The organism is Lutibacter sp. (assembly GCF_046055765.1).
GTDB lineage: Bacteria > Bacteroidota > Bacteroidia > Flavobacteriales > Flavobacteriaceae > Lutibacter.
In genome coordinates this window covers 1-11,930 of sequence record NZ_JASFZF010000086.1, presented here as the reverse complement: position 1 = coordinate 11,930, position 11,930 = coordinate 1, and the positions used below count along the sequence as shown (strand labels likewise).

Here is an 11,930-nt window from a genome sequence, read left to right as displayed (position 1 = left end):
AAAAATGTTAAAAATTGGGATTGGAGCACAATTACTGATGACAACATTTATTTAGATACAGAAACACGGAAAAATTCCGTTTCCTATCGTAATAATATGGAACGTTTGGCAAGGGCTTTAATAAATGAAAATCAATTAGAAAAAGCGGAAGAAATATTAGATATTTCTTTAGAAAAAATGCCTGTTCATAAATTTGGACATTATAGCATGCTAATTTCTTATGTAGATTTATACTACCAAATAAATAAGAAAGAAAAAGCAAGAAAATTAACTTCAGAATTAAAAAAGGCTTTGCAAGAAAATTTAACCTATTACAGCCAGTTTGATGAATCTGAAATAGAAGCCGTATTTACTGAAGTTGAACGTAGCTTATTAATGTATGATCAAATAGTTAAAACTACCATTCGCTTTGACAATGAAGAATATGCCACAAATGTAAAAGATGAATATGTAAGCTATTTAAAATTGTTCGATTTTTTAATGAGCGAAGAATAAATGAAATCTTATCTAATTAATACTCCACGCCTAGTAAAACTCTTTTTTAGAAATTGGGTGTGGGATTTTTCAAAAAAAGAAAAAGCAATTTATTTAACTTTTGATGACGGTCCAACACATGAAATAACAGAGTGGACTTTAAATCAATTGAGACAATACAATGCAAAAGCTACCTTTTTTTGCATTGGAAAAAATGTACAAAAAAATCCTGAAATTTTTCAAAAGATTATTGAACATGGGCATTCAATTGGCAACCACACAAACAATCATTTAAACGGCTACGAAACAGAATTAGCTACATATTTAACTAATATAGAATTGGCCGAACAACAATTTAATACGCTAAATCTCAAAATTCAAAATTCAAAATTGTTTAGACCTCCTTATGGTAAGTTACGCTTTGCGCAATCTAAAAAAATAAGAGGAAAAGGATACAAAATTGTGATGTGGGATGTTTTAAGTGCTGATTTTGACACTACAATTACCCCAGAAAAATGTTTAGAAAATGTAATAGGATACACTGAAAATGGAAGTATTATTGTTTTTCATGATAGTGTAAAAGCAAGTGAAAATTTATATTTTGTGTTACCAAAAATATTAGAATACTATTCTGAAAAAGGATTTGTATTTAAGAAAATAAGATAATGGCTACACGTATTGTTGTACTAAACTTATTAAAGTATTAGCATCTTGAGTTCCAGATTGTCTCCATTTCATTTCTCCATCTTTATAAATTATAAAAGTAGGATTCCCCTTTATTCTTAGAGCATTTGCAAGAGTCTCATTTTTTTCAATATCAATTTTTATAACTTTTGCCTTATCACCAAGAGCTGCAGCTACATCGCGTAAAATGCCATGTAAATCATTAGCATCTTCTTCCCATTCTGCAAAAAAATCTATTAAAACAGGAATATCTGAACCTATTAAATCTCCAAATTTTGTCATAATTTTATATGCTTATTCAAACAATCAATTTTACTTTACTTACAAATGTAACATTTTAATTTGAAAAATTGTTACCTACCTCTTTTTCAATGTAATTACAGTAATTTCGGGCCAAATACCAACTCTACCAGGAAAAGCTAAAAAACCAAACCCTCTATTTACGTTAATATATCTATTAAATTCTTCATAAACACCTGCCCATTGTTTATAAACATATTGAATAGGACTCCATTTAATTCCTGGAATTTCGATACCAAATTGCATACCGTGTGTATGGCCACTTAAGGTTAAGTGATAATTATTTTCGTGGCTTTTAACTTCATTTTCCCAATGAGAAGGATCGTGACTTAATAAAATTTTAAAATCTTCCTTATTAATTTTAGAAGAGGCTAAGTTTAAATCTCCTGCTTTTTTAAACCTTGTTCCCCAGTTTTCAACACCAATCAACGCAATTTTATCATTTCCTTTTTCTAAATACACACTCTCATTTAGCAATAAATTAAATCCTATTTTTGGATGTAACTCTTTTATTGCCTGAAAATTAGCTTCTTTTTCTTCTGAGTTTCCCCAACGAATATATTCTCCATAATCATGATTTCCTAATACTGAAAACTTTCCTGAACGAGCTTTTAACGATTTAAAATGCGATATCCAAGGAGTCATTTCTTCTGCTTTATCATTTACTAAATCTCCCGTAAATAAAATCACATCTGATTCTTGTTCATTAATTAAATTAATTCCGTGCATTATTTTTTCTTCATCATCAAAACTACCACTATGAATATCCGAAATATGTGTTAGTTTAAACCCGTTAAAAGCTGGGGGTAAATCATCAAAAAACAAGGTGTGTTTTAGTACTTGATAATTATATTTCCCTTTCGTCATCCCATAAATTATAGAAGTAAATGGAATTGCTGCCAAACCTATCGCTATTTTACTAACAAACGCTCGTCTATCTGGAAAATAAGGTATTGCTTCACTACTTGAAAAATAATTAAATACTAGTTTAGCAACTCTAAAAATATCTTCAGCAAATAAAATAAACAATGAAATAATTTTTGGTATGATAGACAAAACCAACAAACCAAAAGCAAACATTACAGCTTGTGTTAAACCTGTAGACCTGTTAAATGTAGAAAGCTTATACACAAAATTTGTTAACACCACTATTGATAAAAACCAATATAATAGTGTTACAATTTTATTTTTAGATATCATTTTTACACTTTGATATGCGTAAAAATCAATTAGTAAAATAAAAACTACAAAAAGAAACCATTTAATCATAAAACAAATCTAATTTTATTTTATGATTAAAAAATAAATACACAAAAAATTAAGCTATTTTTAACAATGATATTTTTTATTTAATAAATCATCAAATTAAAAGTTTCAACATTTAAGTCTTGGTCATCTTCATCTGTACATTCTCCCCAAACTTCAATCCATTCATTAGGAGCTAAAGAAACCAACCCTGAAACTGATAATGCACCAATATCAGATGTCGCTGCTATAAATCTTCTAACTTTTGTAGATTGAATAATACCTGGTGAAGCATTACCTCCATGATAAATATAAAAAGAATAATGATCATTTTTTGAAGATGCACCAAAAGACATAGAGCAAACAATTGAAAAAATTCGTGTTTTACTACCTGTATAAACTAGTCTATTATTTCCAGAGGCTACAAAATTATTCAAGTTTTCAGCTGTAGTAACTCCTTCAATTTTAAGGGGAGTATTTTTAGATGCTATCACTGTATAATCAGGAACAGTTAGATACATATTACCAAAAGAATCAGAATCTGTTACTACTGAATCAATTCTAATTAACAACCATGTTGTTCCGTTCCAATAATAATATGCGGTTAAATCTGTATCAAAAACTAACATTCCTTTGTCACTTAACACTAATGAAGTTCCTAGCGTATTTTTTTCACTAGTAGTCATTCTTGGAGGCATAAATCCTTTTTTAGCATCTGTCGCTAAACTAGACACATCAACATCTAACATTGCATTCGCATTAGGGGTAGTTGTTCCAATACCAACTTGAGCAACTGCATTAACACCTATAAAAAAAATAACTATTAACACTATAAAAATATATTTATGATTTAGATTTTTCATTTTTAAATTTTTTAATTCACAATTTTATATGTTTTATTTCCTTGTTCAGTTTCTATTAAAACTAAATACATTCCTTTTTTGTAGTCAAATGGTATTGAAATTTCTGTAGTATTCAATGAATTACTATTTATTCTCGCTACTTTTTGACCTAACATATTAAAAATAAATATATTACGAAGTTTTAATTCCCCTTGATTTTTAATGATAATACTTTTATTTTTGTTGTAAAACACTTTAATATTTGGGTCAATTTCAATAGCATCTGAAACTATTTGTTCTTTATCTTTAAAAACTAATTTAAAACGATTTAAATATTCACCTGCTGGTAAATTTGGAATAAAATTAGAGGTACTTAAATTATAAATGGTGTCTAAAATAATATCTTTAATATAAACAGACTCATTTAAATTTTCTACAGCATCTATCATAATGGTATGCACACCTTCTTCTTCAATAATTAAACCTAAAGGAAATTCCAAAGATTTATCAAAAGCTCCCACACCTTGTATCACATATTTTTTTTCAAGGTCACCCTCAATTATATAAAAAAGTTCATCTTCTCTAGGACTTGACATAATTGCATCATACCCTCTGTTATAATAAATATTCGCTGGTGAATTAGGTAAAAAACTTAATAATAGCTGTCTGTGAAAGCCTTCAGGATCTTCATAGCCAATTCTAATAGAGCTATTTTTAACTTCAATATTTTTTGAACTTACACCTTTATAAAAATAAGATGTTCCTGAGTTTTCAGTTACAAAAGCTCTCTGTCCATTATTAAAAACTATTGAAGTTCCTACATCTGTTGCTTCAACAAAAAACCCTTGTCCAACAGCAATATATCTTTCAGGAACAACTCCTGTTGCACCTCCAAGACCATCAATAGAAGTAATTACTGATGGTGGAGTACCACCAGCTAAATTTCTAATTGCATATCCTCCTAAATAATCTGCAGTATAATGAGATGGAGAGCCTCCATCAACCCAAAATTCAACACTATCAAATACCGATAAATTATCTAAAATAAATTGTTCTGAATCTAATGCTGATGGATATGGATTTCCTAACATTATACTTTGCCCAAATGCAATAGAAAATGAATAATTACCGTTATTTGGTATTCCTTTAAAAACATAATTTTGGTCTGTTACACCAGTTCCTTTCATTGTAAAACTTTCTCCAGGTGCCAAAGCCGTATTTTCATTAATTGGAACCCAACCAGAAGCTGCAGAATTTTTATACAACCATTGAGTACTTATTGCTAATGGTGTAGTAACGTTACCTCCTCCATCAACAGTTGCTGCAACTCCATTATATGGAGCGCCTGAATTAAATAAAACTTGTTGGGGTGAAAATGAATTTATACCTGAATCTGTACCGTCAAACAATCCTCCATTCAAAGAAAAAGATCCGCTATTATTTACAGGTGAAGACCAATAATTGTAAGCTGTTGTTGTTGAAATTCCTTGTTGGTCTCTTAATAATTTTCCTGTACCTGAATTTTCAATATTATTTGTTTGAACTAATTGCGCTTCGCCAACCAAACGTAAATCACCCGATGTTAAAGTAATTGAATTTTCAACAAATAACCCAAAATTATCAACTACAGAAATACCAAATGAAGAATTATTTAACTCTAAATTATAAAGATTTACTTCATTTGAACTTCCCGAAATAGATTGAACACTAGCACTTTCAAAAAAAGTAGTTCCTGCTGTTGAAGTTGTTGTTCCGTTATTTATAAAATCACTTTTTAAATGTAAATTACCATCATTGTTATGAGTTGCATTATTTGTATATTGATCCCCAAAATAAACAATTGTTGAAGGAGCTATTTGTAAAGTTCCTTCATTAACTATTTGGGAATAAAAAGAGGTTACACTAATAAAAAAGAAACACAAAAAAGTTATGTATTTTTGTTTCACAACTAAATAATTTATTAGTTAATAACATCAAATCTAAACAAATGGTTTGTTTTATTCTATGATATTCATCATATTAACAGTAAATGGTTTATTTTAACTATGTAATAAATAGCACATTATAAAATATTATGTCAAAAAAACGTCTTTTTCTATTAGATGCTTATGCACTCATCTTTCGTGGTTATTATGCATTAATAAAAAATCCCAGAATTAATTCAAAAGGAATGGATACTTCGGCCATTTTAGGTTTTACAAATTCTTTATTAGACGTTATAAAGCGTGAAAAACCAGATCATTTAGCAGTGGCTTTTGATAAAGGTGGTTCTAAAATTAGATCAGAAGCTTTTCCTGAATATAAATCTAACCGACAAGAAACTCCTGAAGCAATTAAAATAGCAGTGCCATATATTCACAAAATATTGGAAGCCATGCATATTCCAATTATTGAAAAAGCAGGTTTTGAAGCGGATGATTTAATTGGTACGCTCTCTAAACAAGCTGAAAAAGAAGGTTTTAAAACCTATATGGTAACTCCTGATAAAGATTTTGCGCAATTGGTTTCTGAAAATATTTTTATGTACAAACCATCTAGAATGGGAAATGGTATTGAAATTTGGGGAATTCCAGAAGTACAAGCTAAATTTGAGATTGAACGTCCTGAACAAGTAATTGATTATTTAGGAATGATGGGGGATGCTGTTGATAATATTCCTGGTTTACCTGGTGTTGGTGATAAAACTGCCAAAAAGTTTTTAAAAGAATACGGAAGTATGGAAAATTTACTGGCTAATACTCATGAATTAAAAGGTAAAATGAAGGAAAAGATTGAGGCTAACAAAGATCTTGGTTTACTTTCAAAACAATTAGCCACTATTATTTTAGACTGCCCTGTGAAATTTGACGAAAAAGATTTTGAATTAAACCACCCAGATTTAGAAAAAACAAATGAAATTTTTAAAGAATTAGAGTTTCGAAGAATTGCAGAAAGCCTTCCAAAAATATTTAAATTGCATCCTAAAAATGGCGTAACTTCAAAAACTGAAATTGTAGATTCACCTATTAAATCTGTAGCAAATACAAATCAACAATTCGATTTATTTTCAACTTCAACTGAAAATCCTTCCGAAGAAATTTTGGATACTGGCTATAAAAACACCCAAAACACTAATCACGTTTATCAATATATTAATTCACCGCTTTCAAGAAAATTATTTATTAAAAAATTACTTATTCAAAAATCTGTTAGCTTTCATATTGAAACAATAGGAACAAATTCTTTTGAAGCCGATGTAATTGGTATTTCTTTTTCTTACGAAAAAGGAAAAGGATATTTTGTTTCTCTACCAGAAAATAACGACCAAAAACAAGAAATCTTAGAAGAATTCCGTCCGTTTTTCGAAAATAAAAGCATTGAAAAAGTAAGTCACAATATTAAACACAATATTAAAATTCTTGATAACTTTTCTATAAAAGTAACAGGTAATTTATTCGATACAATGTTAGCTCATTATCTATTACACCCAGATATGCGCCATAACTTAAATGTACTTACAGAAACTTATTTAAATTATCAACCAACAACTTTAGAAACTATTATTGGCAAAAAAGGGAAAAATCAACTTTTGTTACGTAAAGTTGACCTTAAAAAACAAGCGGATTATGCCGTTGAAATAGCAGATGTAACATTTCAATTAAAACATGTTTTTAAGCAAGATTTAGAAAGTCTAAATCTAACAAAATTATATAACGAAATTGAAATTCCTTTACTTAGAGTATTAGCATCTATGGAATTGGAAGGTATTAGAATAAATACTGAATTTTTAAATTCATTATCAGAAAAGCTTACTGAAGATATTCAAAAACTTGAAACTAACATCTATAAAGAAGCCGCTTTAGAGTTTAATTTAGCTTCACCAAAACAATTAGGTGATGTTTTATTTGATCATTTAAAATTGGTTGACAAGCCAAAAAAGACAAAAACCGGACAGTATGCAACTGGTGAAGAAATTTTATCAAAATTAGCGGCTAAACATCAAATTGTTCGTGAAATTTTAGAATGGAGAGGTTTGGTGAAATTAAAAAACACCTATGTTGACGCTTTACCAAATGAAGTAAATAAAAATACAGGCCGAATACACACAACATACAGCCAGGCAGTTGCAGCAACAGGGCGATTAAGCTCTATAAATCCAAACCTTCAAAATATTCCTATAAGAACTGAACGAGGAAAACAAGTTAGAAAAGCATTTATACCAAGAAATGAAAATTACACCTTAGTTGCTGCCGATTACTCTCAAATTGAACTTAGAATTATTGCCGCTTTAAGTGAAGATGAAAGTATGATTGAGTCATTTAATAGAGGTGAAGATATTCACGCATCAACTGCAGCTAAAGTTTTTAATGTTCCATTAAAAGATATTACAAGAGAACAACGAAGTAATGCTAAAGCTGTAAATTTTGGTATTATTTATGGTCAAGGAGCTTTTACATTGGCACAGCAGTTAAAAAAATCTAGAGCCGAAGCTAAGGAACTAATCGACAATTATTACAATTCATTCCCTAAATTAAAACAGTATATTTCAACTCAAATAGATTTTGCACGTGAAAACGGTTATGCGGAAACTATATTAGGACGTCGTAGATATTTAAAAAATATTAACTCTCATAATGCAATAGTTCGTTCTGGTGATGAAAGAAATGCTGTAAATGCACCAATACAAGGAAGCGCTGCAGATATTATTAAAATTGCAATGATTCATATTCAAAAACTTCTAACAGATGGTCATTATAAAACTAAAATGCTACTGCAAGTTCATGATGAACTAGTTTTTGATATGTACAATAATGAATTAAATACTTTAAAACCATTAATTTTACAAGAAATGGAAAATGCTTTTAAACTTACCGTTCCTTTAACTGTAGATTTAGGAGAAGGACAAAACTGGTTAGAAGCTCATTAAAAAAACAATTAATGCTAAAATTATTATTCCCTAAACGTTTTTCTTTAGCAAAAACATTTGCAATTACTTTTTTAATTTTTGCATTTATAATTAGGCTTACACTCTATATTTGGTCTTTTAATGTTATTCATTTTTCTTTTGTAAACTTCATTGAAATTTTTGGCTTAGGTTTTATATTTGATATAGGATGTCTTTCATACATCATGGCTTTTTATGCCGTCTATTTATTAGTTTTTCCAACACAATTTTATGGAAGTAAATTTGATAAAATTATTACAAATTTCATGTATGCTTTCGCGTTATTTTTTATGTTTTTTTCATTTTTATCTGAACTTACTTTTTGGGAAGAATATCAAAAACGCTTCAACTTTATTGCTGTAGATTATTTACTATATACTTATGAAGTAGTCCAAAATATCAACCAATCATATCCTTTGCCACTTATTTTAGGAATCTTAATTATTATTACTTTTTTTGCCATTAAAATAGCTCAAAACAAAAATGCTTTTAAATTTACCTTTAATAATTCAAACTCATTTAAAACAAAACTAATTCCAACTTTATTTTGGGTCATACTTCTAAGCCTTTATCAATTAAATATTCAAAGTAATCAGGCTGAAATTTTTTCAAATCAATATGAAAATGAAATAACAAAATCTGGCCCTTATTCATTTTTTGCAGCCTATAAAAAAAACGAATTAAATTATACTAATTTTTATTTAACCAATCCATTAAATTTATCCTATAAAATTATTAGAAAATTAATTCCTTCAGAAAAAGATAGTCTAATTGAAAATTCAAAAAGTATAGAAAGGTATATTTCAAATACTGGAATAGAGCAAAATCCAAACGTTATTTTTATAGGTTTGGAAAGTCTTAGTGCTAAATTTATGAAACGATTTGGAAATAAAAAAAATTTAATTCCAGCTATAGATTCTTTAGCAAAAAAATCTATTTTTTTTACAAATTTACAAGCTACTGGAACAAGAACTATTAGAGGAATGGAAGCAATTGCATTGTCTATACCTCCTACACCAGGAAGAAGTATTGTAAAACGAGAAAATAACGATAATTTATTTACTATAGGTGAAGTTTTTAAACAAAAAGGGTATACACGAACCTTCTTTTATGGTGGTGATGGCCATTTTGACAATATGAATATTTTCTTTTCAAACAATGGGTTTAATATTGTTGATAGAAAAAATAAATATCGTCTTAATGAAGTTTACCCTACTAAAAGGTCTCAAATTACTGATGATGAAGTTACTTTTGAAAATGCCTGGGGAATTTGTGATGGAGACTTATATAATAAAGTGTTAAAAGAAGCTGATAAACAATACGAAATTGGTCAACCTTTCTTTAATTTTATTATGACAAGTAGCAATCATAAACCCTACACATACCCAAATGGAATTATAAATATACCTTCTGGGGAAAATAGAGCTGGCGCATTAAAATATACCAATTGGTCTTTTGAGAAATTTTTTAAAGAAGCTAAAGGTAAACCATGGTTTAAAAATACCGTTTTTGTAATAGTTTCTGATCATTGTGCTTATAGTGCTGGTAGATCAGAAATTAATGTAGAAAGTTATCATATTCCTGCTTTTATTTATAATTTGCAAAATAAAAAAGCTGAAGAAGTGACTAAATTAAGTTCTCAAATTGATATATTTCCAACCTTATTTGGTTATTTAAATTGGAGTTATAAATCGAATCTTTTTGGAAAAGATATTAACAAAATGAAACCAAAAGATGAAAGAGCTTTAATTGCAAATCATAGAAAATTAGGACTTTTAAAAGGGAACAAACTATTAATTTTAGACAGTCAAAAAAATTATTCTTTTTACCAATGGAATTCTAAAAATAATAAGTTGATTAATACCAAAACAGACTCTTTATTTCTAAAAGAAACTATAGCTTACTATCAAACTGCTTTTGATCTATTTAAAAATGAAGGGTTAAAACTTAATTGATTTTACTAATTTAAATCAAAAAGTTAATTTTCAAAATTTAGTTTCACGCTCTAAAATTGGTTAAAACCCATCTCACTAAAATCCATTTACTATATTGCAAACTTTAAAAATAAAAATTTATGAGAAAAATTACTTTTGCTGCAACAATTTTATTAATAATTTTAAATAGTTGTAACAACTTAAATGATGATGAAAGAAATGTCGTTTATAATGTTAAATTTGAAGACACCCCTCAAAATTTTGACTACTTAACTACAATAACTTATACAGGAGAAGATGGCTTTAATAAGTTTGATAATCACCAATCTGCATTTTCACTTTGGTCTCAAGGTAGTGGTAATTTTTCAAAGGGAGATAGAGTTAGTTTAGCAATTAACACCTCTTTAAATAGAGGAACTATTACACTTACAATAATTTGTAAAGATTGTAAAAATGAAAATTTAATTGATGATAAAATAAATATGGTTGTTGATTTAACTAGAATAAAAGTAGGTGAGTTATCCTTAAATTTAAAATAGAAACTATAATTCATTAAAAATAATTACTTTAGTAAAAAATTAATTTTAATCTAAAATAATAAAAATGTTCAAAAAGATATCCCTAACATTACTTTGCCTTTTCGTAATTAACACGTTTCAAGCAAATACACTTAATACCAATATAAAAAACGATAATTTAATAGGAAAGAGAAAAATAAATTTTGGTGTTTCCGAATCTGATGCTGAAATTTGGATTAATGGAAAACTATTAGGGAAAGGAAATTTAGATATTGTAGTTCCTTCAAAAGGATGTATAACTGTTATTGTTAGAAAAGTAGGTTTTTTAATAGAACAAATAGATTTCTGTAATAAAAAAGGAATGGCAAAACCACCAAAATCTTATTATATGCAATTAATTAGAGACGATGCTTTTGATGCTTCTATACAAACTGATATTGCAAACGTTGATATTGAATTGAAATGCTCTATAAGTAAAGACAAAGCTTGGAAATTAATTAACCAAATAATTCTTTCAAATATTGATATAATAGAAATGACTGATAAAGAAACTGGTTATTTAAGAACTGCTTGGTCTTTAAAAACATTTAAACAAAATACTATTAGAACAAGAATAATTGTTAAACAAACTTCTGACGACCCATTAACTTTTAAAGTTAAATTAATTAGTGAAGAATCTAGCAGAGCTATGACAAGTGTAAAAAGTGATGAATTATATAAAGAATGGGATAGAATTTTAAGAAGCTATTCAAACGTAATTCCAGAACTTCAGGCCAGAATAAAATAAAAATTTAATATAAATATTTCATTGATATTTCACTGATATTTCACTGATATTTCACTGATATTTCAGGGTTTAGATTTATTAAAACCATAAATCTAAACCCTATTAATTTAACCTAACTTGCTGTTTGTTATATAAATATTAAATTGTACATTTGCACTCCCTTTTTAGGGAGCAAAAATAAATGTTTAACTATAACAAAGAATTTAATTGTGAATACATTAA

General features: G+C 28.0%; 9 protein-coding genes and 1 pseudogene. 6 read left to right on the top strand and 4 right to left on the bottom strand.

Features of this window, described 5'->3' with window-relative positions:
- A pseudogene (locus QM495_RS08760) lies at window positions 1–495 on the top strand (hypothetical protein); the annotation flags it as partial.
- Window positions 496–1,140: a polysaccharide deacetylase family protein gene (locus tag QM495_RS08755; protein ID WP_408671726.1), complete on the top strand. Its 645-nt coding sequence runs from the start codon at window positions 496–498 to the stop codon at window positions 1,138–1,140.
- Window positions 1,141–1,143: 3 nt separating this feature from the next.
- On the opposite strand, the gene QM495_RS08750 is transcribed toward QM495_RS08755, so the two are convergent.
- From QM495_RS08750 to QM495_RS08735, 4 genes are all read right to left on the bottom strand, one after another.
- Window positions 1,144–1,440, bottom strand: coding sequence for a thioredoxin family protein (locus QM495_RS08750; protein WP_408671725.1), 297 nt, complete (start codon window positions 1,438–1,440; stop codon window positions 1,144–1,146).
- A 75-nt stretch (window positions 1,441–1,515) separates the two neighbouring features.
- On the bottom strand, window positions 1,516–2,727 hold the full coding sequence (locus QM495_RS08745) for a metallophosphoesterase (protein ID WP_408671724.1): 1,212 nt from the start codon (window positions 2,725–2,727) through the stop codon (window positions 1,516–1,518).
- A gap of 80 nt (window positions 2,728–2,807) precedes the next feature.
- Window positions 2,808–3,566, bottom strand: a complete 759-nt coding sequence (locus QM495_RS08740) for a hypothetical protein (protein ID WP_408671723.1) — start codon at window positions 3,564–3,566, stop codon at window positions 2,808–2,810.
- Between the two features lie 11 nt (window positions 3,567–3,577).
- Window positions 3,578–5,491 carry a T9SS type A sorting domain-containing protein gene (locus QM495_RS08735; protein WP_408671722.1) on the bottom strand — a complete coding sequence of 638 codons (1,914 nt, stop codon included), beginning with the start codon at window positions 5,489–5,491 and terminating at the stop codon, window positions 3,578–3,580.
- A gap of 125 nt (window positions 5,492–5,616) precedes the next feature.
- Here QM495_RS08735 and polA point away from each other — a divergent pair, with 125 nt between their 5' ends.
- From polA to QM495_RS08715, 4 genes are all read left to right on the top strand, one after another.
- A complete protein-coding gene (gene polA, locus QM495_RS08730; RefSeq protein WP_408671727.1) occupies window positions 5,617–8,451 on the top strand; it encodes a DNA polymerase I in 2,835 nt (944 codons plus the stop codon).
- Between the two features lie 11 nt (window positions 8,452–8,462).
- Window positions 8,463–10,424 (top strand): LTA synthase family protein, encoded by a 1,962-nt coding sequence (locus tag QM495_RS08725; protein ID WP_408671721.1) that lies wholly within the window; start codon window positions 8,463–8,465, stop codon window positions 10,422–10,424.
- A 119-nt stretch (window positions 10,425–10,543) separates the two neighbouring features.
- Window positions 10,544–10,942, top strand: coding sequence for a hypothetical protein (locus QM495_RS08720; RefSeq protein WP_408671720.1), 399 nt, complete (start codon window positions 10,544–10,546; stop codon window positions 10,940–10,942).
- A gap of 64 nt (window positions 10,943–11,006) precedes the next feature.
- Window positions 11,007–11,708 carry a hypothetical protein gene (locus tag QM495_RS08715; protein WP_408671719.1) on the top strand — a complete coding sequence of 234 codons (702 nt, stop codon included), beginning with the start codon at window positions 11,007–11,009 and terminating at the stop codon, window positions 11,706–11,708.
- Window positions 11,709–11,930 lie beyond the last annotated feature (222 nt).

What these genes read in the sequence shown, in the direction of transcription:
- QM495_RS08755 (WP_408671726.1), top strand. Translation starts at nt 496, where the DNA reads ATGAAATCTTATCTAATTAATACTCCACGCCTAGTAAAACTCTTTTTT.
- QM495_RS08750 (WP_408671725.1), bottom strand. Translation starts at nt 1,440, where the DNA reads ATGACAAAATTTGGAGATTTAATAGGTTCAGATATTCCTGTTTTAATA.
- QM495_RS08725 (WP_408671721.1), top strand. Translation starts at nt 8,463, where the DNA reads ATGCTAAAATTATTATTCCCTAAACGTTTTTCTTTAGCAAAAACATTT.
- QM495_RS08720 (WP_408671720.1), top strand. Translation starts at nt 10,544, where the DNA reads ATGAGAAAAATTACTTTTGCTGCAACAATTTTATTAATAATTTTAAAT.
- QM495_RS08715 (WP_408671719.1), top strand. Translation starts at nt 11,007, where the DNA reads ATGTTCAAAAAGATATCCCTAACATTACTTTGCCTTTTCGTAATTAAC.
- QM495_RS08745 (WP_408671724.1), bottom strand. Translation starts at nt 2,727, where the DNA reads ATGATTAAATGGTTTCTTTTTGTAGTTTTTATTTTACTAATTGATTTT.
- QM495_RS08740 (WP_408671723.1), bottom strand. Translation starts at nt 3,566, where the DNA reads ATGAAAAATCTAAATCATAAATATATTTTTATAGTGTTAATAGTTATT.